The sequence below is a fragment of the Leucogemmata humicola genome (genome assembly GCF_055379415.1).
Map to the genome: position 1 here is coordinate 4,340,596 of NZ_AP040875.1, position 20,046 is coordinate 4,360,641.

Consider the following 20,046-nt stretch of genomic DNA (forward strand, 5'->3'; position numbering starts at 1 on the left):
TTAGAACTCCAGCCCGCCTTCGCGGGCTCCGTCGGCCACTGCCTTCACGCGGCCATGATACTTGTACCCGGCGCGGTCGAACACGACTTTCGTGATTCCCGCGTCCTTGGCTCGGGCTGCGATGCGCTTGCCCACTTCGAGCGACTTTTCCGTCTTCTTGCCCGTTTCGATGCCCGTGCTCGACACCGTCATGAGCGTACGACGGCTCACGTCGTCGACGATCTGCGCGGTGATGTGCTTGAGCGAACGGAAAATCACGAGACGCGGACGTTCTGACGTCCCCGAAACCTTCTTGCGTACGCGCAGGTGGCGCCGATGGCGATACTGCTCGCGTGTCTTTGGAATAGCTGGCATGGTTACTTGCCTCCCGCCTTACCGGCCTTACGGCGAATGACTTCGCCGGCGTACTTGATGCCCTTGCCCTTGTACGGCTCGGGGGGACGGAGACCGCGGATCTCAGCCGCGACCTGACCAACAAGAGCCTTGTCCGATCCGTCGATGAGGACCTGAGTCGGAACGGGCGCGGTCAGCTTGATGCCGGTCGGCGCCTTGTACTCGATCGTGTGCGAGAAGCCCAGCGACAGCTGCAGACCGTACGGGCGAACCTCGGCCTTGAAACCGACGCCCGTGATCTCGAGCTGCTTCTGATAGCCCTTCGTCACACCTTCAACCATGTTCGCGATGAGCGAACGGGTGAGGCCATGGAGCGACTTGTGGTTCGTCTCGTCCGAGGCGCGGGCGACGCTGAGCACATTCTCTTCGCGCGAGACGGTGATGCCGCTGGGGAGCTTGTGTGACAGCTCACCCTTGGGGCCCTTCACCTTCACCGCGTTATTGTCGACCGTCACTGTGACTCCGCTAGGAATCTGGACGGGAAGTTTTCCGATACGTGACATGGGTGTGTCTCCTACCAGACGACGGCGACGAGCTCGCCGCCGGTGCGCGCCTGCCGCGCCTCACGGTCGGACATCAAGCCCTTGTTCGTGCTCACGATCGCGAGGCCAAGGCCGTTGCGAACGCGCGGGATTTCGCCAACGCCCACGTACTTACGAAGGCCCGGCGTGGAGACGCGCTGCAGCTCGCGAATGACGGCCTGGTCGCCGGCGTACTTCAGACGCACGCGGAGAACCTGCTTGCCCTCATCGGTCTTGAGCGTCGAGTAATCCTGAATGTAGTTGTTCTCTTTCAGGATTCTGGCGATCTCGATCTTCATCTTCGACACCGGAATGTCGACGCGGCGGTGCTTCGATCCGCAAGCGTTGCGGATCCGCGTCAGCATATCGGCGATCGGGTCGGTCATGCTCATGAATAGTTCCTTGTCCTCTCGTATCCCTGTGGACGTGGAGGATGTTGAGTGTTCGGATCAGGTCTCGGGTCTCAGGTCTCTGGTCACAGGGTTTCCCCTCGGACCAGTGACCTGTGAACAGTGACCTGAGCTAGCTACCAGCTCGCCTTGCGCACGCCGGGGATCATCCCCGACAGCGACAGCTCGCGGAAGCAAATACGGCAGAGGCCGAAGCGGCGCAAAAATGCGCGCGACCGTCCGCAGCGACCGCAGCGATTGTGCTGCCGCACCGCGAACTTCGGCTTCCGCTTGCTCTTCTCGATCATGGCCTTACGAGCCATTTCAGAACTCTCTGTTCAGATGGTTGTCTACTGACCGCCGGAACGCTTCGCCCGACGCGTTCCCGTTCTGCCTACAGTGCGCGTCCGCCCTTCTTGTCGTCGCTGCGGAACGGCATGCCCAACTCCTTGAGGAGCGCATACGCGTGATCGTCGCGATTCGTGCTCGTCACGAACGTGATGTCCATGCCGTGAATCGACTCGATTTCGTCGTAGTTGATCTCCGGAAAGATCATCTGCTCCTTGATGCCCAACGAATAGTTGCCGCGGCCGTCGAACGACTTGGTGCCGAGTCCGCGGAAGTCGCGAATGCGCGGGATCGCGATCGAAATGAATCGATCGAGGAACTCCCACATGCGCGCGCCACGCAGCGTCACCGCCGCGCCGATTTCCTGACCCTGACGCAGACCGAAGTTGGCGATCGACTTCTTCGCCTTCTTGCGCACTGGCGCCTGGCCCGTGATCGTCGCGAGCTCTTCTACCACCGAGTCGAGCGCCTTCGGCTGCTTGATCGCTTCGCCGACGCCGATGTTGATGACGATCTTCTCGAGCTGCGGAATCTCGTGCGGGTTCTTGAGGCCGAACTGCTGGCTCAACTTGCCGCGCACCGTCGCCTGGTAGAACTCCTTGAGGCGCGGCGGCGGAACGGGCAGACCGGCACCCGCGTGCGGGCCCCGCTGCTTCGTCTCGCCCTTCTTGCCACCCTTGGAGCTCTTCGCCGACGAGCCGCCCTTCTTCTCTTTCTCTTTGGTTGCCATGATCTAATTCCTCAGCGGGGTCGCGGGATTGCTTCCCCGCTCTTGACCGCGATTCGCTCTTTGGTGCCGTCGTCGTCGATCTGACGGCGGGTGCGCGTCGGCGCGCTCGTCTTCGGATCGATCAGCATGACGTTCGACGCATGGATCGGCGCGGGGAAATCCACGATGCCACTCTGCTCGTCGGCCGTACGCGCGCGGCGGTGCCGCTTCACGATGTTCACACCGTCGACCGTGACACGACCGGTCTTTCGGTAGACGCGGATGACTTTGCCTTCCTTACCCTTGTCGTCGCCGCGCACCACGCGAACCGTGTCGCCCGTCGTGACGTGCAACTTCACACGCTCGGCGTTGTCCTGGTGACGCTTGCGATTGACCGCACGCGGGCGGTCGGTTTTGCGATGCTTGAGATCTCTCATGTCAGATCACCTCGGGCGCCAACGACACGATCTTCATGTACCGCTTCTCACGCAGCTCGCGCGCGACCGGTCCGAAGATACGAGTCGCCCGGGGCTCCCCATTTTCGTTGATGATGACGACGGCGTTTTCGTCGAACCGGATGTAACTCCCGTCCTTCCGCCGCGTCTCCTTGGCCGTGCGCACAACCACCGCGCGCGCGACGTCGGACTTCTTCACGGTGCCGTTCGGCAGCGCGTTCTTCACTGCCACGATCACGACGTCGCCCAGGCCGGCATAACGCCGGCGGGTTCCACCGAGGACGCGGATCACCTGGGCGGTCTTCGCGCCAGAATTGTCCGCCACCTTGACCATCGACTCTTGCTGGATCATCGGTCGTCTCCCTTACCGCGCCCGTTCGACGATCTCGACCACGCGCCAGCGCTTGTCCTTCGACAACGGCCGCGTCTCCGCGATGCGCACCGTGTCGCCCGTCTTGGCGGTGTTCTCCTCGTCGTGCGCTTTCACGCGCTTGGTGCGTGTCACCATCTTCCCGTACACCGGGTGCGGTACGCGGCGCTCGATCTCCACCACGACCGTCTTCTGCATCTTATCGCTCACGACGAGGCCCACGCGCGTCTTGCGCATGGCCCGGGTCTGGGCGTCGTTGGTATTCGTCATCTCAGCCATTGGTCGTTACCCGCTGTTCGCGCAACACAGTCTTGAGGCGCGCCAGGTCGCGGCGAATTACACGCAAGCGAAGCGGATCCTCGAGAGGTTCCGTCGCGCTGCGGAACTTGAGGCGAAACTGCTCCTCCTCGAGCTCCTTCACGCGCGTCTGGATATCATCACTGCTCATTTCGCGAATTTCGTCAGCTCGCATCGGTGTGCGCCTCCTCGCGGGCCACGAACTTGGTTTTCACAGGCATCTTGGCGGCCGCAAGCGCCATCGCCTTGATCGCGATTTCGCGCGTCACGCCTTCGAGCTCGAACATCACACGGCCCGGCTTCACCACCGCCACCCACATCTCGGGCGAGCCTTTGCCCTTACCCATGCGGGTTTCGGCCGGCTTCTTGGTGATCGGCTTATCCGGGAACACCCGGATCCACACCTTGCCGCCGCGCTTGATGTGACGCGTCAGCGCCACACGAGCAGCTTCGATCTGACGAGCCGTGATCCACCCCGGCTCCAACGTTTGCAGGCCATAGGTGCCGAACGAGATCTCACTGCCACGATGGGCGAGACCAGTCATTCGACCCTTAAACCGCTTACGGAATTTGACGCGCTTTGGACTCAGCATTGTTCAATCGCCTCCTTACATGCCGGAGGAATAAGTGGTACCACGGCGGTCTTCGACCTTCTCACCCTTGAAGATCCAGACCTTCACACCGATGGTGCCGAACGTGGTCTTTGCCGTCGACGTCGCGTAGTCGATGTCGGCGCGCAGCGTATGAAGAGGAACGCGGCCCTCGTGATAACCCTCGACGCGCGCGATTTCAGCGCCGCCCAGACGGCCACCACACTTGATCTTGATGCCCTGCGCGCCCATGCGCATGGCGCTCTGCACCGCGCGCTTCATAGCGCGACGGAACGAGATGCGCTGCGCCAACTGACTCGCAATGTTGTCGGCCACGAGCTGTGACTCGAGCTCGGGACGCTTGATCTCTTCGACGTTGATGCCGACTTCTTTGCCCGTGAGGTGCGCGAGCTCGTCGCGAAGCTTGTCGACTTCCGCGCCCTTCTTGCCGATCACGACGCCCGGACGACCGGTGTGCAGCGTGACGACGACCTTGCCCGGCTTGCGATCGATGATGATGTCCGCGATCGCCGCATGGCCAAGGCGAGCCTTCAAATACTTACGAAGGAGTTCGTCCTCGCGAAGCAACGCCGGCAGGTCACGACCCGCGTAGTAGCGCGACTTCCAATCCTTCGAGATGCCGAGTCGGAAACCGACCGGATGTGTCTTTTGTCCCATTAGCGCTTTCTCCCGGTCTTCGCGGCCTTCCCCGTCTTTTCGGCGAGGCGGATTTCGATATGACTCGTGCGCTTCTGAATCGGCGTCGCGCGTCCCATGGCGGCAGGCATGAACCGCTTGAGCTTCGGGCCCTCGTTCACGACGGCGCGCGTGATATACAGCGCGTCGACGTCGAGTGAGGTGTTCCCTTCGCGCGCCAAATGCTCAGCATTCGCAACCGCCGAGCGCAGCGTCTTCTCGATCTGCTTGGCCGCGTGCTTCTTGGAGAACGCGAGATAGGCAAGCGCGTCGTTCACGCTCTTCCCGCGGATCTCGTCGATGACGAGGCGCATCTTGTACGGCGACTGGCGCGTGGAGCGCTGGGTCGCCTGCGGACCCTCCAACTTGCGCTCGGCGACGTGGCGTTCCGCACGCGCACTACTCTTGGCGCTCATTTACTTACCTCCGCGCGCGGCTGGAGCGGCCGGAGCCGCCGGCGTCGGCGCCTTCTTGTCGACCGCCTTCTGGCCCGTGTGTCCACGGAACAGGCGCGTCGGCGCGAACTCGCCGAGCTTGTGGCCGACCATGTTTTCCGTCACGTAGACGGGGATGAACTTGTTCCCGTTGTGCACGGCGAACGTGTGTCCCACGAACTCGGGGAGCACAGTGCTCGCACGCGACCAGGTCTTGATCACCCGCTTCTCGCTCTTCGCGTTCATCGCATCGACTTTCTTGGTCAACGCTTCCTGAACGAACGGACCCTTTTTGACTGAACGTCCCATGGGAATCGATACCTTATTGAGTCGCTTTGCCGCGCTTGCGGCCGCGGACGATGAGGCGCTGTGACGACTTCTTCTTGTTGCGGGTCTTCACGCCTTCCTTCTTGCCCCACGGGCTGACGACGTTGCGTCCGCCGCGCGTACGACCACCGTGCGGGTGATCGACCGGGTTCATGACTTCGCCGCGAACCTTCGGACGGCGACCCTTCCAACGCGTCTTACCGGCCTTGCCCCACGACACGAGCTCGTGCTCCTCGTTGCCGACGGTGCCGATCGTCGCGTAGCACTTGGCATGGATCAACCGCATTTCCGACGACGGCATGCGGAGCGTCACGTACTCGCCTTCCTTCGCGACGACCTGCGCCGACATTCCGGCCGAACGGCAGAGCTGCGCGCCTTTACCGATCTTCAATTCGACATTGTGCACAGCGGTACCCAGCGGCATTTCCGCCAGCGGCAGCGCGTTGCCAAGACGAATATCCGAGCCCGGACCCGACGTGATGCTGTCGCCGACGCTCAGGCCCTTCGGGTGGATGATGTAGCGCTTCTCGCCATCCGCGTACGTCACCAGCGCGATACGCGCCGAGCGGTTCGGATCGTACTCGATCGAGGTGATCGTGCCGACGATGCCGTGCTTGTTGCGCTTGAAATCGATGATGCGATACTGCCGCTTGTGGCCACCGCCACGACGGCGCATCGAGATGTGACCGTGATTGTCACGCCCGCCGCTCTTCTTGATCGGCTCGAGCAGCGACTTCTCGGGCGTCGTCTTCGTGATGTCGGAAAAATCCGACACCGAACGAAAACGCGTGCCCTTGGTCACCGGCTTGAATTGACGAATTCCCATGGTTTTATGCGCTCCGCGCTCAGCCTTCGAAGATCTCGATCGTGTCACCCTCGCGGAGCGTCACGATTGCTTTTTTCCAATTGGCGCGACGGCCGACGGTCTTGCCCATGCGCTTTTCCTTGCCGCGCTGGTTCGACGTCCACACGCCGGTCACCTTCACGCCGAACAGCTGCTCGATGGCCGAGCGAATCTGCGGCTTCGACGCGTCGACGTGCACCTCGAAGGTGTACTCGCCACGGGCCTGATAGGCCGCGGAGCTCTTCTCGGTGATCAGCGGACGCACGATCGTGCGATGTAGGGTAGGCATTGATTACTTCCCCTTCTTCTTCGCCGACTTTGCAGCCGGCTTCTTGGCAGCCGCTTTCTTCGCGGCCGGCGCGGTCTTCGCGCTCTTCTTGGCGGCAGTCTTGGCCGCAACCTTCTTGGCGGGAGCCTTTTCAGCCTTGGGCGCCGCAGCCTTCTTGGCAGCTGGCTTCTTCGCCGCAGCGTTGCGCTTCGGCGCGGCAGCTTCACGCTCTTCAGCGATCGGCGCGAGCGTCTGTCCGAGCGCGCCAGCTTCGATCAACACCGCGTCCGACCACAGAATGTGGTACGTCGACACGTCGCTGTACGGCATGACGTGCACGGTGGTGAGGTTGCGGCCGCTCAGGAACACGTTCGGCTTGGCGCCGTCGGTGAGGATGAGCACTTTCTTATCGGCGAGACCGAGGCGGACGACGAGCGACGAGAGTCGCGACGTCTTCGGTGCATCGTAGTCGAAGCGGTCGATCACGAAGATCGAGTTCTCGCGGGCGCGCGCATTGAGCGCGCTCTTGCGAGCGAGGGCGCGAACCTGACGCGGCACGTACTGCGCGTAGCTACGCGGAATCGGTCCGAAGACCGTACCGCCGCCCACCCAGTGCGGAGCGCGGGTCGAACCGGCGCGAGCGCGACCGGTGCCCTTCTGCTTCCACGGCTTCTGATTACCGCCGGTGACGTACTTGCGAATCTTCGTCGACGCGTTGCCCTGGCGCTGGTTGGCGAGGAACGCCTTCACCGCCTGGTGCATCACCGGCATGTTCACGGTGCCGTCGAACAGAGCCTCGGGGAGCGCGATCTTCTCGCGGGCAGTCCCCTGCGACGTGTAGGCCGCGGCCTGGAACGATGTTGCTGTCGTGTTGTCAGCCATGAGGGGTACCCTTAACCCTGCTTGCGCACGATCACGATCCCGCCCGGCTTACCGGCGACCGAACCGCGGATGTAGATCAGGTTGCGTTCCGTATCGATCTTCTCGACGCGGAGGTGAGTCTGCGTGTGCTGTGCATCGCCGTAGTGTCCAGGCATCTTCTTGCCCTTGATGACGCGCGACGGATCGGTGCCAGGTCCGATGGAGCCGGGACGCCGATGCTTCGTGTTGCCGTGCGTGTTCGGACCACCACCGATGCCGTAGCGCTTCACGACGCCCTGAAAGCCGCGTCCCTTCGAGGTGCCGGTGACCTTGACGGTCTCGCCCACCTTGAACACGTCGACTTTCACCACGTCGCCGACGTTGTACGTCGGGATCTCGATCTTCGCGTTGCCCGGCTCGTCGAGTCGAACGCTGCGCAGGATGCGCGGCGGAGCGTCGAGTCCGGCTTTCTTCGCGTGACCGACTTCAGCCAGCGTCGCACGATGTCCCTTCGGAGCAGCCTTCTCGCCCTTCGCCGCAGCGCGGCGGAGACGCGACGTGCCGAGTCCGAGCTGGATCGATGCGTGGCCAGCCTTTGCCTTGTCCGTAACTGCGAGCACCGGGTTCGGCTCAGCCTCGATCACCGTTACCGGGATCTGCTGCCCCTGCTCATTGAAGATCTGGGTCATGCCCAGCTTTTTACCGATGATACCGATCACTGTATAGCTCCTCGGAGTCACTGCCAGCCGTCGTGGCTTAATAGCAGTTGGACTGTGGTCTGGCTTGTGGAGGTCTCAGGTCTCTGGTCCGTGGTCTGAGGGAAACTGCGACCTCAGACCTGCGACCTGTGACCGAAAGAATACGCCATCAAAACCAAACTCGATTAATCCAGTACGAACTTTCTAACAAACGACTACTCGACTTTGATCTCCACATCGACGCCGGCCGGAAGATCCAGCTTGGTCAACGCATCTACGGTCTGCGCTCGCGAATCGAGAATGTCGATCACACGCTTGTGCGTCTTCAGCTCGAACTGTTCGCGCGACTTCTTGTCGACGTGCGGCGAACGGAGAACCGTCCAGCGCTGCGTCTTGGTCGGCAACGGAATCGGGCCGGACACCTGAGCGCCCGTCTTCTCCGCCGTCCGAACGATGTCCGCCGACGCCTGATCGATGACTGCGTGATCGAAGGCTTTCAGACGGATGCGAATTCTGCCTGCCATGATTGCGATCTCTTTAGAGAAATATTCTCGAGGTCTCGGATCTCTGGTCTGAGGTCTCGGGGAAACCCTGAGACCTCAGACCAGCGACCAGTGACCTTTTACGCGAGGATCTTGGTGACGACGCCTGCACCAACCGTACGACCACCTTCACGGATGGCGAAGCGTACCTGCTCTTCCATGGCGATCGGCGTGATCAGCTCGATCGTCATCTGAATGTTGTCGCCCGGCATGACCATCTCGGTGCCGGCCGGCAACTCGACGTTTCCGGTGACGTCCGTCGTACGGAAGTAGAACTGCGGACGATAGCCCTTGAAGAACGGCGTGTGACGGCCGCCTTCGTCCTTGTTCAACACGTAGACTTCCGCCTCGAACTTCGTGTGCGGCTTGAGCGAACCCGGCTTGGCCAAGACCATACCGCGCTCGATTTCCTTCTTGTCGACGCCGCGGAGCAGAAGACCGACGTTGTCGCCAGCCTGGCCCTGATCGAGCAGCTTGCGGAACATCTCGACGCCCGTGACGATCGACTTCTTGTCCGTGCCGAAGCCGACGAGTTCGACTTCTTCACCGACCTTGATGATGCCGCGCTCGATACGACCCGTGGCAACCGTGCCGCGACCCGTGATCGAGAACACGTCTTCGACCGGAAGCGCGAACGGCTTGTCGATCTCGCGAACCGGCTCCGGGATGTACGTATCGAGAGCGTTGTACAGCTCTTCGAGCTTCGCAATCCAGGCCGCGTCGCCGTTGATGGCGCCGATGGCCGAACCACGAATCACCGGCGTCTCGTCGCCCGGATAGTCATACTTGCTGAGCAGCTCGCGGACTTCGAGCTCGACGAGGTCGAGGAGCTCGGCATCTTCCACGAGGTCGCACTTGTTGAGGAACACGACGATCTGCGGCACGTTGACCTGACGGGCGAGCAGGATGTGCTCACGCGTCTGCGGCATCGGACCGTCGACCGCGCTCACCACGAGGATCGCGCCGTCCATCTGCGCGGCACCCGTGATCATGTTCTTGACGTAGTCGGCGTGACCTGGGCAGTCGACGTGGGCATAGTGACGGTTGGGCGTCTCGTATTCCACGTGCGACGTCGCGATGGTCAGAATCTTCGTCGAGTCGCGACGTCCCTGCGATTCGGACGCCTTCGCGACTTCGTCGTAGGCCACGTACTTCGTGCCGTAACCCTTATCCGCCGACACCTTGGTCAGCGCCGCCGTGAGGGTCGTTTTGCCGTGGTCGACGTGGCCGATCGTGCCGACGTTCACATGCGGCTTGTTCCGCTCGAACTTTGCCTTTGCCATTGAACTGATCCCTTGTTGGTTGGTTCTGCTACTACTCTCAGGCGCTAGGCACTTAGGCACTAGGCGCTAGAAAAAAGGAGGTGCGTTCGACGAAAAAAACCTACTTCCGAATCTCTAGCGCCAAGCCCGCGAGCGCCGAGCGCCTTCAGTCCTGCGTGCTTACTTGTTGACCTTCGCGACGATTTCTTCCGCCTTGCTCTTCGGCACCTCGTCATAGTGCGCGAACTCCATCGAGTACACCGCGCGCCCCTGCGACATCGAGCGGAGCTTCGTGGAATACCCGAACATTTCACCGAGCGGCACCGTCGAGGCGATCACCTGCGCTTCGCCTCGCTGCGTCATGCCGCCAATCTTGCCGCGCCGCGACGACAAATCGCCGAGCACGTCGCCCATGAACGCATCGGGCGTGACCACTTCCACGTTCATCATCGGCTCGAGCAGCACCGGATGCGCCTTCTTGGCCGCCTCCTTGAATGCCATCGATCCCGCGATCTTGAACGCCATTTCGCTCGAGTCGACGTCGTGGTACGAGCCGTACACCAGCTCGACCTTCACATCGACCATTGGATAGCCGGCGAGAATGCCGTTCTCCAACGCTTCCTTGATCCCCTGCTCGACCGGCGCGATGTACTCGCGCGGGATCACGCCGCCCACGACCTTGTCCTCGAAGATGAAGCCCGCGCCAGTCTCGGACGGCTCCATGTTGATGACCACGTGGCCGTACTGACCCTTACCGCCCGACTGACGAATGAACTTCCCTTCGACCTTCTCGACGCGCTTGCGGATCGTTTCGCGATACGCGACCTGCGGACGACCGATGTTCGCGTCGACCTTGAATTCGCGCATCATGCGGTCGACGATGATCTCGAGGTGCAACTCGCCCATTCCCGAGATGATCGTCTGCGACGTTTCCTCGTCCGTGTGAACGCGGAACGTCGGATCTTCTTCCGACAGCTTCGCCAGCGCGATACCGAGCTTGTCCTGGTCCGCCTTCGTCTTCGGCTCGATCGCGACGTCGATGACGGGGTTCGGGAACTTCATTGCCTCGAGGATGATCGGATGATCATCATCGCACATCGTGTCGCCGGTGCGCGTGTCCTTGAGGCCGATCGCGGCCGCGATGTCGCCGGCGCGCACTTCCTCGATTTCCTCGCGCTTGTTCGCGTGCATCTGCAGCACACGGCTCACGCGTTCACGCTTGTCCTTCGTCGAGTTGTAGACGTACGAGCCCGACTTGAGCACGCCCGAGTACACGCGGAAGAAGGTCAACTTTCCGACGAACGGATCGGTCGCAATCTTGAACGCCAACGCCGCGAACGGCGCATCGTCCGACACCGGACGCTCCGCCTTGTGCTCGTCGTGGTGCGGGAGATGTCCCTCGATCGCCTTGACGTCGACCGGCGCCGGCAGGTAGTCGATGACCGCGTCGAGCAGTGCCTGCACGCCCTTGTTCTTGAAGGACGCGCCGCACAGCACGGGAATCATCTTACCCGTCACCGTTGCCTTGCGAATCGCGCGACGAATTTCGTCCATCGTCAGCTCTTCGCCGTTCAGGTACTTCTCCATCAATTCGTCGTCCTGCGCGACCGCATGGTCGATCACCGCATGGCGCGCCGCTTCCACGGCGTCCTTGTACTCCGCGGGAACGTCGACGACGGTGAACGTCTTGCCGAGCGTCTCTTCGTCGAAGATGTACTGCTTGCGCTCGAGGACGTCGATGTGGCCGGTGAACAGCTCGCCCGAACCCACGGGCAGCTGCAGCGGGAACGCGTCCTTCGACAGGCGATCCTTGATCATGCGCATGCAACGATCGAAGTCAGCGCCCGTGCGGTCCATCTTGTTCGAGAAGATGATGCGCGGAACGCCATAGCGATCCGCCTGACGCCACACCGTTTCGGTCTGCGGTTCGACACCAGCGACCGAATCGAGCAGCGTGACGGCACCGTCGAGCACGCGGAGCGAACGCTCCACCTCGACCGTGAAGTCCACGTGTCCCGGCGTATCGATGATGTTGATGCGGTACTCGGTGCCAAAGCGCGTCCAGAAAGCAGTCGTCGCGGCAGACGTGATCGTGATGCCGCGCTCCTGCTCCTGCTCCATCCAATCCATCGTCGCGGTGCCTTCATGCACCTCGCCGATTTTGTGCGCCTTACCGGTGTAGTACAGGATGCGCTCGGTCGTGGTCGTCTTACCGGCATCAATGTGGGCCATGATGCCGATATTGCGATAATGATCGAGCGAGGTGGATCTAGGCATAGATATGAGCTGAGCTGCTAGATACAGGCGCCGAAAAGCGCCAAGGGATCTGAGTTGTTTTAACGAAGACTTCTTATCGAACACCTACGACGCGCAACTTCCACCAGCAAAAACGCGGGTGGACCGGGCCCCTCTCGAAAGAGGGCGGTGTCCATCCGCCATCGCCGGGTGCACTCATCGCTGCTGCACGAGTGGGGACCCACGGCGCGCCGAGATCGCTGATTCCCGCACACAAGGCGCGAGAGACGACTTCGACGTTGAATTGTCCTGCGTTTCTTTTCGGGAGTCGAGGCACTCGAGTGAGTCGCCAAGACCGGAGCAGGCCCCTGCGTAGTGCAGGCCCATAAGAGTCGGCGCGCAGTTTCGCCGATGTACGTCGCGCTACACGAGTTCGGTGACGAGCACCAAAATCCTGTAGCCCCTTGAATTTATTGGCAATTGGCCCGGTGTCAACGCCCCAGGCTCCGAGGCTGCAAGCTTTTGCGTCCCACCGCAACGAAAGCGGCGCACCGGCCTCAGCCAGTGCGCCCCGCTACGAACCTAACACCGTCCCTAAACGACCTACCCTCGGCGCATCCAGATCGCCACCGCGCCGCAACGGAGGTCAGGCGCCGAAAACTCGGGCGGCATCTCCGCCACTCCCCGGAAAACCTCCACCGCCTCGATCGACTCGAGCTGCATCGTACCGAGCGCATCCGTGGCCGGATCCGCGCTGCCGGCGATATCCATCCGATGCCCATCCACGAACCAGCCGACGTGACAGGCCGACATCGTATTCCCATTGCTTACGGTCGTGCCCGCTCCGCCCCGCGTCATCTGCATCGTCGACGCGAGTGCCGGATTGCCCACGCTGAACCCCGGGACCCGCTGGAGGAACTCACCGAGCGTCGCCACGTTGGCCTTTTCCAGGCCCACCCGGTCGAACTGCAGACCCGTCCCCACCGCACGACGGGTTCGGAAGGATTCAGGCACACTTGCGCGACGGTTGCCGTCGGCCTGACGCGTCGTGTTCTGACCACCCTTGAGACGCTCCACCACGCCAATCCGATGCTGCGGGTCGCCGGTCACGGCAATCGGAATGCGAATCGTCAGCTGTTCACCGTTCTCGAATGGAACCGGAACCGACAGCACCGAGGTATACCCGGGGCGAATCGCCGCGATCTGATAGACACCGTTGGCAGCCTGCAGCGAGAACTGGCCGAGCGAGTCGGTTGCGCTGTAGACGACAGGTGTATCCTTGGTCGGATCAACGAGCATTACCGTTCCGCGAACCGGCGCGCCGGTTTCATCATCGTACAGCACGCCGCGAACGATGATCTGCGCGCCAGCGATGAGTGGAATGCTAAGTGCGGCAAACACGACGCTTGCGGTCGTCGCCGCGCGGCAAATGAAATGAAGCCCCATGGTGCACCTCGAGAGCGAAACGATGTCACCGGGTTTCGTTCCGAATTGCGCCTGCAATCCTTCGTGCTTCCTTGGTCCGACCGCGCCTGAGCTCCGTTCGCTCCCCGCACCTCGTCCCCACCCCACACGCCGACCCGGTATCGATTCTCTAGACGAAGTTCGTGCCAGATGCCTGGCGCGGCCTCTGGTTTTCGACGGAATCCTAAAGTCGATGTGACCAACTCGGCCGCGGCGCGCAGGGGCGCCGCATCGGGCCGCTAGTGCGTGGCCAGCACTCCGTGTCCGACGACGCGACGGTACACGTTGAGATACTTGTTGGCGGATTGCTCCCAGCCAAAATCGCGCTTCATCGCCGAGCGCATCATTTCAAACCAACCATCGGGTTCTTCGAACTGATCGATGGCGCGAGCCACTGCACGCGTGAAATCAGCGGGCGTGTAATCGTCGAAGAGGAAACCCGTCACGCCGTCTTCGATCGTATCGGCGAGGCCACCAACACGCCGCGCGATGGGGATGGTGCCGTATCGCTGCGCGCGCATCTGCGTGAGCCCGCATGGCTCGTACTGCGACGGCATGAGACACATGTCGGCGCCCGCGAGCAGTCGGTGCTCGAGTGCATCGTTGAACCGCGTCTCGACGACGATGCGGTTCGGTGCGCGGTTGGCGATCGCCTTTAGAGCTTCCTCATAACGCGGCTCGCCCGCTCCGAGAAAGGCGAATTGCGCGTCGAACGCGAAGTATGCGGGATCGCCGAGGATGAGATCGAGTCCTTTTTGCGACACGAGACGCGCGCTCATGGCGACGATCGGCATCTCGTCGGTCGGACGGAGACCCATCTCGCGCTGCAGCGACTCGCGGCACTCGATCTTACCGGCGAGGTTGTCGACGGAATAGTTGCACGAGAGAATCGGATCGGTGGCGGGATCCCACAGCTGCTGGTCGATGCCGTTTGCAATTCCAACAAACCGATCGCGCAACGACACGAACACGCCATCGAGACCGAAACCGCCGGCTTGTGTTCGCAGTTCGTGGGCGTGCGTGGGACTCACGGTGGTCGCCGCGTCGGCGAAGACGAGTCCACCCTTGAGCCAATTCATGCGGCCGTACCACTCGAGCTGACGCCAATTGAATAGCGCCGCCGGAACACCGAGGTCGGCCATCGCTTCAGGGGGGAAATGCCCCTGGAATCCCGCGTTGTGCACCGACAGCACGACCTTCACGCGGCGGAAGCGTTCGTCCGACGCCAGGCTGGTTCGCAAATAGACGGGCGCCAGCGCCGTGTGCCAATCGTGTGCGTGGACGAGCACCGGCTCCGAGCCGGCAATCGTCGGCAACGCACTGAGCGCGGCAAGCGTGAAGCACGCGTACCGTCGGCCGTTGTCGAGATAGTCGGTTCCCGGAGGACCGTAGATGTACGGGCGCGCGAAGTACTCCTCGCTCTCGATGAAGTAGACCGCGGTGCTCGCAAGCGGATGATCAGGCGCAACAACGAGCCGCCAAAGTCGAACCTCTTCAGAGCGCGGACCAACCTGCACACGGAATGCGGGCCCGACCGGCTCGATGTGCGGCGCGTTCGCCTTCACGGCGTCGTACAACGGCATGACGATCGCCGTCGGGATGCCGCTGGCCGACTGAAAGCGCGCGAGGCTGTTCACGGCTTCGCCAAGTCCGCCACTTCGGGCGAACGGCGCAAGCTCCGCCACGATATGGACGACGCGCACGGCGCGACCATCGGGTGAGCACAGCGGCGGCGACGGCGGCCCGAACGCGGTGTTCGATCCGTTATCGCCTGGGGGAATGATCGCGGTCATCGAGATTGCTGGTGTGGCCAGCAACTCTTTCCGGCGCGCCACTTTGCTCATGGGTATCCCTTTGACCGTCGGCACGGTCGACTCTTGCTCACGATACGCCGCCTGTTCTGCGAACGCCATGCCCGGCGCTGGGGCCGGTCAGTCGATCACGTGATTGACGCGTGACGGCATGGCCGAACAACAAAGCCATTGTGATGGAAGTTACTTCCACAAGCAAAAGTCCCGTGAGCGACAGCGTCGCCCACGGGACTTTAGACCAAACCGAGATTCGGTTGTTACGAGCTTACCAGCGATAGTGCGCGAACGCCTTGTTCGCGTCGGCCATGCGGTGCGTGTCTTCCTTCTTCTTCACCGCGTTGCCCTCTCCCTTGGACGCCGCGATGATCTCGGCGGCGAGCTTTTCGGGCATCGACTTTTCGTTGCGATCGCGCGAGTACGAGATCAGCCAGCGCATCGCCAGCGCCGTGCGGCGCTCGGGACGCACTTCGACTGGCACCTGGTACGTAGCACCACCGACACGGCGGCTCTTCACTTCGACGACCGGCTTGAGGTTCGAGAGCGCCTGTTTGAAGACGTTCACGCCCGGCTGGTTCGTGCGGCTTTCAACGAGGTCCATGGCGCCGTAGAAGATGCGCTCAGCGGTCGACTTCTTCCCCTGGAGCATCATGGCGTTGATGAACTTCGAAACGGTCTGGCTGTCGTAGCGCGCGTCAGCGAGGACGGGGCGCTTTACGGATCCTTTTCGGCGGCTCACTTCTTCTTACCTCCAGCCGCGGCGCCAGCCTTTGGCTTCTTGGTTCCGTACTTCGAACGGCTCTGGTTGCGGCCGTTGACGCCGGAGGCGTCGAGCGATCCGCGAACGATGTGATAGCGAACGCCCGGGAGATCCTTCACACGGCCGCCGCGCACGAGCACGATCGAGTGCTCTTGGAGGTTGTGGCCTTCACCTGGGATGTACGCGATGACTTCGAAGCCGTTCGTGAGGCGAACCTTGGCGACTTTCCGAAGGGCCGAGTTCGGCTTCTTTGGCGTGGTCGTGTACACACGCGTGCAAACGCCGCGGCGGAACGGATTCGACTTGAGCGCGGGCGACTTTTCCTTCTTGGCCAGGTCGCGGCGGCTCCGTCGGACGAGCTGATTGATCGTTGGCATGTAGGACGGAAGAAATGCGAACGGGATAGCCCCGTGGATGCACTTCCCCCGACCGAAAGTGGCCGGGGGAGACTGGGAAACGTACCTGATCGGAAAAAGGCTGTCAACGCCGCAATACCAAGCAGCCGTGGCAATTAGCCTTCGCTGGCCCGGGTTTCGCCGATGCCGCCGCCAGGAGACAACCATGAAGATCAAGAACGCCGTCGCGCTGGTCACTGGCGCCAACCGCGGAATTGGGCTGGCCTTCACACGTGAGTTACTCGCGCGTGGAGCACGCAAGGTCTACGCTGGCGCCCGCGACCCTTCGACGATCACCACGCCCGGCGTCGAGGGGATTCGACTGGATGTGACCAAGCCGGACCAGATCGCCGCGGCAGCAACGCGCCTCGCCGACGTGACGCTGTTGATCAACAACGCCGGCATCGGCCACGCGGGTGGTTTTCTCGCGCCAGACAGTGAGGACGTCGCCCGCGCGCAGCTCGAGACGAACTTTTTCGGCACGCTTCGAATGAGCAAAGCGTTCGCGCCGATACTCGCGGCAAACGGCGGCGGCGCGCTCGTCAACGTGCTGTCGATCGTGTCGTGGATCAACGGTGGTAGTCTCGCGGCGTACGCGGCGAGCAAGTCGGCAGCGTGGTCGCTGACCAATTCCCTGCGCTTCGAGTTGGCGGCGCAGCACACGCAGGTCATGGCGCTGCACATGGCGTTCGTGGATACAGACCTGGCGCGATCACTCGAGGGTCCGAAGTCGAGCCCTGAGGATATTGTGAAGCGCGCGCTCGATGGTCTCGAGGCGGGACTGAGCGAGGTCCTCGCTGACGATCGAACTATCGGCGTGAAGCAAGGCCTCTCGGCTGACCCGCCAAGCTACTTCCCCGCGAGGAACCGAGCGTGAGTTCGTCTCGATGAGAATTTACGAATAGTCACCCGGGAAAGACAAAGGCCCCGCCGATTGGCGGGGCCTTTGTGCTCAAACTCGATCGCTTGGATCTAACGGTTCGCCGTGGCGTCGAGCTGTGGACGAGTCGCCGCGGTCGTAGACGTGACCGTCATGTCACCACGCGCAGTGATCGTGTACACTCTCGCCAGGGACAGCGAGACGCCCGTACGAACGATGAGAGCGGTGTTTGAACCAGGGGCGCGTACGGTCAGATCGTATACGCTACCGGGCACGCTCAGGAAGGCGCCGCCGCTCTTGTACGCGATGGACGATCCGACCACGACGGAATCACCCGTTGCGGTGTTCTTTGCGTACAGCGTCATCGGTCCCGAGTTCGGGCTCGCGTTCACGAAGCGCACCGACGACTTGGTGAAGTCGATGTCCGGCGAGAACGGATCTTCGATGATGAAACCGTCAACCGTCTTGGCCGTCGCATCGTAGAAGCCGCTCGTGAAGAACGAGTAGTACTTCCCGGTAACGATCGTCGACGAGAGTTTCGCGGCCGAAACACCGACGTCTGGCGTGGTCGCGATTCGTCCCGAGAAGGCCACCTGGCCCGCTGCGATCGACGAATACAAACCGCCGTTGCCCAGCGCGCCCGACGCGGTGCCCGTTGTTGCTTCGATGCCGCTGGACGCGCAGAGCGGATTGGGAGGTACGGTGGCCGGCGTGCAGCTCGTGGAGCTGATCGCCGTCACCTTCGCGTCGTTGGCAAAGAAGTTCATCGCCGGCGTGTTCACGCCGAAGTTGTGGAACTTGACGTACGCGCCGGTCGTTGGGGCCGAGATGCTCTGAACGCCGTCTTTGGAGCACGCCGTGAGCACCGCGGCGCCCAGCAGCGCCGTAAAGAATGAGAGTCTTGTCATGGCTGGGTTACGGTTGAGTGATCCAAATGGGCTTCGTGTGGTAGTCGAGCAGGTCGCCGCCAATGACCTTCAAGGCTCCCAGATTCCACACATACTCAGAGTTGTACCGAGGACGAATGCGCTGCGCGATCTTGCCCGCGTTGTCGGGATACAGGTTCGTGGGCGGTGTGAAGCCCGGATAGACCTGCGCTCCGGTGGCCGGATCGTTGTCGGTGTAGTGATACCGACGCATGTCCATCCACAGTTCGTTGTGGCCCCACGCCCACTGCGCGATGTACTTCTGCGTCATGATTTGCGTGAGCGTCAGCGACGATGCAGCCGTCGGAACGATGCGCGTATCGCCCAGGAACGCCGCCTTTTCCGCCGCGGTGATCTGAACCGGCGTTTGGTTATTGTCGAGATTTCGCGCGTTGACGAAGTCGATGTGCGCGGAAATCCCGTTTCGGTATGCAGTCAGCGCCGTGGCCTTGTCGCCCGAACGGAACGCCGCTTCGGCCTTCACGAACTGAAGCTGCGCGTACGTCATGAACGGGAACTTCGACTTGTCGTCGAAGATGTACCGGCTCGGCAGAAGGCTACCGGTTGTGCCGGTGTAGCCGAAGAAGTTGAACGGCTGCTGCGGTGCCAGCAGCGCGCCGAACCCGGCGACGTTGATGTCGACGCCGCGATACTGACCATCGGACGCCGGCGCGAGCATACGGCTCATGCGCGGATCCACTGCTCCGAAATCAGTGCCGTTCATCAGGTTTACGACGAACTGCGTCTGACGGTAGTTGTTGATGTTCGCACGACGCGCGCCCCAGAAGTTCATGTCAGCAAACGCGGGGTCAACACCAGGGTAAGCAAACAGAGCATCATCCGCTTCGCTCGTGAACGACTTGTCCACCGCGGCGATGACGTCGGCCGGCTTGTACGTGCTCTTGTTCGTGAAGTGATTGAGGCTCATCGCCTGAAGACCGTACGCCATCTTCAGCCACTTCGTGCGATCGCCGTTGTAGATCTTGTCCGTCTTTCCGAGATACGTGGCGTCGACCGCGCCGTCAGTGCGTTGGAGATCCGTGATCGCCAATCCCAACAGGCGCTGCACTTCGCTGTACGCGAACTCCTGCGAGTCGTAGTCGAACACGCTGCGCGTCGGATCGATCGCTTCCTTGATGATGATCTCGCCGTGCATGTCGGTCAGCACCTGCCAACCCCATGCCTTCATGAAGTAGCCGACACCAGCCATGTCCCAGCGCTGTTCTGCTTCGGCCTTCTTGATCATGTCGACGAGATTCTGGCCCAACGACCAGTACACATCGCGCCACTGCTCCGCGCCGTTGTCGCTGGCGGGATCGTAGCCCATGCGGTCCCACGTGCCGAGCGTCGTGACGCCGTTGGCGGGAATCCACTGCTGGGTGTACCGGCCGATGAAGCGGCCGTCGTACTGTGGAGCTGTGACCATCCAGTGCTCCATCGGCGAGAGATACAGATTCGCCGACACCGACTCTGGAGCGTTCGGGTTGGTGTTGACATCGAGGTATTTCTCGCAGCCGGTCGCGAGGCCCATGGCCCCTACGAGGAGCGCGGCCGTTATATGGCGTCTAGTCATC

27 protein-coding genes are annotated in these 20,046 nt (G+C 62.0%); 1 reads left to right on the top strand and 26 read right to left on the bottom strand.

Going from position 1 to position 20,046, the window contains the following annotated elements; genetic code table 11:
• The 24 genes from rplR to rpsL form a co-directional block, all read right to left on the bottom strand.
• Positions 1-354: a 50S ribosomal protein L18 gene (gene rplR, locus AC6H4Z_RS18465; RefSeq protein WP_497543437.1), complete on the bottom strand. Its 354-nt coding sequence runs from the start codon at positions 352-354 to the stop codon at positions 1-3.
• A 2-nt stretch (positions 355-356) separates the two neighbouring features.
• On the bottom strand, positions 357-896 hold the full coding sequence (gene rplF, locus AC6H4Z_RS18470) for a 50S ribosomal protein L6 (protein WP_497543438.1): 540 nt from the start codon (positions 894-896) through the stop codon (positions 357-359).
• 11 nt (positions 897-907) lie between these two features.
• Positions 908-1,306, bottom strand: coding sequence for a 30S ribosomal protein S8 (rpsH, locus tag AC6H4Z_RS18475; RefSeq protein WP_497543439.1), 399 nt, complete (start codon positions 1,304-1,306; stop codon positions 908-910).
• A 134-nt stretch (positions 1,307-1,440) separates the two neighbouring features.
• On the bottom strand, positions 1,441-1,626 hold the full coding sequence (locus AC6H4Z_RS18480; RefSeq protein WP_497543440.1) for a type Z 30S ribosomal protein S14: 186 nt from the start codon (positions 1,624-1,626) through the stop codon (positions 1,441-1,443).
• Between the two features lie 71 nt (positions 1,627-1,697).
• Complete coding sequence (rplE, locus tag AC6H4Z_RS18485; RefSeq protein ID WP_497543441.1) at positions 1,698-2,381, bottom strand: 50S ribosomal protein L5; 684 nt, start codon at positions 2,379-2,381, stop codon at positions 1,698-1,700.
• Positions 2,382-2,392: 11 nt separating this feature from the next.
• Positions 2,393-2,797: a 50S ribosomal protein L24 gene (gene rplX, locus AC6H4Z_RS18490; protein WP_497543442.1), complete on the bottom strand. Its 405-nt coding sequence runs from the start codon at positions 2,795-2,797 to the stop codon at positions 2,393-2,395.
• A gap of 1 nt (position 2,798) precedes the next feature.
• Positions 2,799-3,167, bottom strand: a complete 369-nt coding sequence (gene rplN, locus AC6H4Z_RS18495) for a 50S ribosomal protein L14 (protein WP_497543443.1) — start codon at positions 3,165-3,167, stop codon at positions 2,799-2,801.
• A 12-nt stretch (positions 3,168-3,179) separates the two neighbouring features.
• Positions 3,180-3,455 carry a 30S ribosomal protein S17 gene (gene rpsQ / locus AC6H4Z_RS18500; protein WP_497543444.1) on the bottom strand — a complete coding sequence of 92 codons (276 nt, stop codon included), beginning with the start codon at positions 3,453-3,455 and terminating at the stop codon, positions 3,180-3,182.
• A 1-nt stretch (position 3,456) separates the two neighbouring features.
• Positions 3,457-3,633, bottom strand: coding sequence for a 50S ribosomal protein L29 (gene rpmC / locus AC6H4Z_RS18505; RefSeq protein ID WP_497543445.1), 177 nt, complete (start codon positions 3,631-3,633; stop codon positions 3,457-3,459).
• A gap of 13 nt (positions 3,634-3,646) precedes the next feature.
• Positions 3,647-4,075 carry a 50S ribosomal protein L16 gene (gene rplP, locus AC6H4Z_RS18510; protein ID WP_497543446.1) on the bottom strand — a complete coding sequence of 143 codons (429 nt, stop codon included), beginning with the start codon at positions 4,073-4,075 and terminating at the stop codon, positions 3,647-3,649.
• A gap of 15 nt (positions 4,076-4,090) precedes the next feature.
• The gene (gene rpsC, locus AC6H4Z_RS18515; protein ID WP_497543447.1) at positions 4,091-4,750 is read right to left on the bottom strand and encodes a 30S ribosomal protein S3; all 660 of its coding nucleotides are present in this window, start codon (positions 4,748-4,750) and stop codon (positions 4,091-4,093) included.
• The gene (gene rplV, locus AC6H4Z_RS18520) at positions 4,750-5,184 is read right to left on the bottom strand and encodes a 50S ribosomal protein L22 (protein ID WP_497543448.1); all 435 of its coding nucleotides are present in this window, start codon (positions 5,182-5,184) and stop codon (positions 4,750-4,752) included. Before rplV ends, rpsC begins: the two co-directional genes overlap by 1 nt.
• Positions 5,185-5,511, bottom strand: a complete 327-nt coding sequence (gene rpsS / locus AC6H4Z_RS18525) for a 30S ribosomal protein S19 (RefSeq protein WP_497543449.1) — start codon at positions 5,509-5,511, stop codon at positions 5,185-5,187.
• A gap of 13 nt (positions 5,512-5,524) precedes the next feature.
• Entirely contained in the window at positions 5,525-6,355 is an 831-nt protein-coding gene (rplB, locus tag AC6H4Z_RS18530; RefSeq protein WP_497543450.1) for a 50S ribosomal protein L2, read from the bottom strand.
• A 19-nt stretch (positions 6,356-6,374) separates the two neighbouring features.
• A complete protein-coding gene (locus AC6H4Z_RS18535) occupies positions 6,375-6,662 on the bottom strand; it encodes a 50S ribosomal protein L23 (RefSeq protein ID WP_497543451.1) in 288 nt (95 codons plus the stop codon).
• A gap of 3 nt (positions 6,663-6,665) precedes the next feature.
• Entirely contained in the window at positions 6,666-7,523 is an 858-nt protein-coding gene (gene rplD, locus AC6H4Z_RS18540; RefSeq protein ID WP_497543452.1) for a 50S ribosomal protein L4, read from the bottom strand.
• An 11-nt stretch (positions 7,524-7,534) separates the two neighbouring features.
• Positions 7,535-8,221: a 50S ribosomal protein L3 gene (rplC, locus tag AC6H4Z_RS18545; RefSeq protein WP_497543453.1), complete on the bottom strand. Its 687-nt coding sequence runs from the start codon at positions 8,219-8,221 to the stop codon at positions 7,535-7,537.
• A 194-nt stretch (positions 8,222-8,415) separates the two neighbouring features.
• Positions 8,416-8,724, bottom strand: coding sequence for a 30S ribosomal protein S10 (rpsJ, locus tag AC6H4Z_RS18550; RefSeq protein ID WP_025411782.1), 309 nt, complete (start codon positions 8,722-8,724; stop codon positions 8,416-8,418).
• A 98-nt stretch (positions 8,725-8,822) separates the two neighbouring features.
• Entirely contained in the window at positions 8,823-10,025 is a 1,203-nt protein-coding gene (tuf, locus tag AC6H4Z_RS18555) for an elongation factor Tu (protein WP_497543454.1), read from the bottom strand.
• Positions 10,026-10,184: 159 nt separating this feature from the next.
• Positions 10,185-12,281, bottom strand: coding sequence for an elongation factor G (fusA, locus tag AC6H4Z_RS18560; protein WP_497543455.1), 2,097 nt, complete (start codon positions 12,279-12,281; stop codon positions 10,185-10,187).
• Between the two features lie 561 nt (positions 12,282-12,842).
• Positions 12,843-13,685 (bottom strand): carboxypeptidase-like regulatory domain-containing protein, encoded by an 843-nt coding sequence (locus AC6H4Z_RS18565; RefSeq protein WP_497543456.1) that lies wholly within the window; start codon positions 13,683-13,685, stop codon positions 12,843-12,845.
• A 257-nt stretch (positions 13,686-13,942) separates the two neighbouring features.
• Entirely contained in the window at positions 13,943-15,616 is a 1,674-nt protein-coding gene (locus tag AC6H4Z_RS18570; protein ID WP_497543457.1) for a glycogen synthase, read from the bottom strand.
• 163 nt (positions 15,617-15,779) lie between these two features.
• A complete protein-coding gene (gene rpsG / locus AC6H4Z_RS18575) occupies positions 15,780-16,250 on the bottom strand; it encodes a 30S ribosomal protein S7 (protein WP_497543458.1) in 471 nt (156 codons plus the stop codon).
• Positions 16,247-16,648, bottom strand: coding sequence for a 30S ribosomal protein S12 (gene rpsL, locus AC6H4Z_RS18580; protein ID WP_497543459.1), 402 nt, complete (start codon positions 16,646-16,648; stop codon positions 16,247-16,249). Before rpsL ends, rpsG begins: the two co-directional genes overlap by 4 nt.
• 184 nt (positions 16,649-16,832) lie before the next feature.
• On the opposite strand from rpsL, the gene AC6H4Z_RS18585 reads away from it, so the two are divergent.
• Positions 16,833-17,543 (top strand): SDR family oxidoreductase, encoded by a 711-nt coding sequence (locus AC6H4Z_RS18585; RefSeq protein WP_497543460.1) that lies wholly within the window; start codon positions 16,833-16,835, stop codon positions 17,541-17,543.
• Positions 17,544-17,638: 95 nt separating this feature from the next.
• Here the strand turns inward: AC6H4Z_RS18585 and AC6H4Z_RS18590 are convergent, their stop codons facing one another.
• Both AC6H4Z_RS18590 and AC6H4Z_RS18595 read right to left on the bottom strand, forming a co-directional pair.
• Positions 17,639-18,454: a DUF4397 domain-containing protein gene (locus AC6H4Z_RS18590; RefSeq protein ID WP_497543461.1), complete on the bottom strand. Its 816-nt coding sequence runs from the start codon at positions 18,452-18,454 to the stop codon at positions 17,639-17,641.
• 7 nt (positions 18,455-18,461) lie between these two features.
• Entirely contained in the window at positions 18,462-20,045 is a 1,584-nt protein-coding gene (locus tag AC6H4Z_RS18595; RefSeq protein WP_497543462.1) for a RagB/SusD family nutrient uptake outer membrane protein, read from the bottom strand.
• Position 20,046 lies beyond the last annotated feature (1 nt).

Bases quoted from the DNA above. Each gene is read 5' to 3' on its own strand.
- rplR (WP_497543437.1), bottom strand. From the start codon at position 354: ATGCCAGCTATTCCAAAGACACGCGAGCAGTATCGCCATCGGCGCCAC.
- rplF (WP_497543438.1), bottom strand. From the start codon at position 896: ATGTCACGTATCGGAAAACTTCCCGTCCAGATTCCTAGCGGAGTCACA.
- rpsH (WP_497543439.1), bottom strand. From the start codon at position 1,306: ATGAGCATGACCGACCCGATCGCCGATATGCTGACGCGGATCCGCAAC.
- AC6H4Z_RS18480 (WP_497543440.1), bottom strand. From the start codon at position 1,626: ATGGCTCGTAAGGCCATGATCGAGAAGAGCAAGCGGAAGCCGAAGTTC.
- rplE (WP_497543441.1), bottom strand. From the start codon at position 2,381: ATGGCAACCAAAGAGAAAGAGAAGAAGGGCGGCTCGTCGGCGAAGAGC.
- rplX (WP_497543442.1), bottom strand. From the start codon at position 2,797: ATGAGAGATCTCAAGCATCGCAAAACCGACCGCCCGCGTGCGGTCAAT.
- rplN (WP_497543443.1), bottom strand. From the start codon at position 3,167: ATGATCCAGCAAGAGTCGATGGTCAAGGTGGCGGACAATTCTGGCGCG.
- rpsQ (WP_497543444.1), bottom strand. From the start codon at position 3,455: ATGACGAATACCAACGACGCCCAGACCCGGGCCATGCGCAAGACGCGC.
- rpmC (WP_497543445.1), bottom strand. From the start codon at position 3,633: ATGAGCAGTGATGATATCCAGACGCGCGTGAAGGAGCTCGAGGAGGAG.
- rplP (WP_497543446.1), bottom strand. From the start codon at position 4,075: ATGCTGAGTCCAAAGCGCGTCAAATTCCGTAAGCGGTTTAAGGGTCGA.
- rpsC (WP_497543447.1), bottom strand. From the start codon at position 4,750: ATGGGACAAAAGACACATCCGGTCGGTTTCCGACTCGGCATCTCGAAG.
- rplV (WP_497543448.1), bottom strand. From the start codon at position 5,184: ATGAGCGCCAAGAGTAGTGCGCGTGCGGAACGCCACGTCGCCGAGCGC.
- rpsS (WP_497543449.1), bottom strand. From the start codon at position 5,511: ATGGGACGTTCAGTCAAAAAGGGTCCGTTCGTTCAGGAAGCGTTGACC.
- rplB (WP_497543450.1), bottom strand. From the start codon at position 6,355: ATGGGAATTCGTCAATTCAAGCCGGTGACCAAGGGCACGCGTTTTCGT.
- AC6H4Z_RS18535 (WP_497543451.1), bottom strand. From the start codon at position 6,662: ATGCCTACCCTACATCGCACGATCGTGCGTCCGCTGATCACCGAGAAG.
- rplD (WP_497543452.1), bottom strand. From the start codon at position 7,523: ATGGCTGACAACACGACAGCAACATCGTTCCAGGCCGCGGCCTACACG.
- rpsJ (WP_025411782.1), bottom strand. From the start codon at position 8,724: ATGGCAGGCAGAATTCGCATCCGTCTGAAAGCCTTCGATCACGCAGTC.
- tuf (WP_497543454.1), bottom strand. From the start codon at position 10,025: ATGGCAAAGGCAAAGTTCGAGCGGAACAAGCCGCATGTGAACGTCGGC.
- fusA (WP_497543455.1), bottom strand. From the start codon at position 12,281: ATGCCTAGATCCACCTCGCTCGATCATTATCGCAATATCGGCATCATG.
- AC6H4Z_RS18565 (WP_497543456.1), bottom strand. From the start codon at position 13,685: ATGGGGCTTCATTTCATTTGCCGCGCGGCGACGACCGCAAGCGTCGTG.
- AC6H4Z_RS18570 (WP_497543457.1), bottom strand. From the start codon at position 15,616: ATGGCGTTCGCAGAACAGGCGGCGTATCGTGAGCAAGAGTCGACCGTG.
- rpsL (WP_497543459.1), bottom strand. From the start codon at position 16,648: ATGCCAACGATCAATCAGCTCGTCCGACGGAGCCGCCGCGACCTGGCC.
- AC6H4Z_RS18585 (WP_497543460.1), top strand. From the start codon at position 16,833: ATGAAGATCAAGAACGCCGTCGCGCTGGTCACTGGCGCCAACCGCGGA.
- AC6H4Z_RS18590 (WP_497543461.1), bottom strand. From the start codon at position 18,454: ATGACAAGACTCTCATTCTTTACGGCGCTGCTGGGCGCCGCGGTGCTC.
- AC6H4Z_RS18595 (WP_497543462.1), bottom strand. From the start codon at position 20,045: ATGACTAGACGCCATATAACGGCCGCGCTCCTCGTAGGGGCCATGGGC.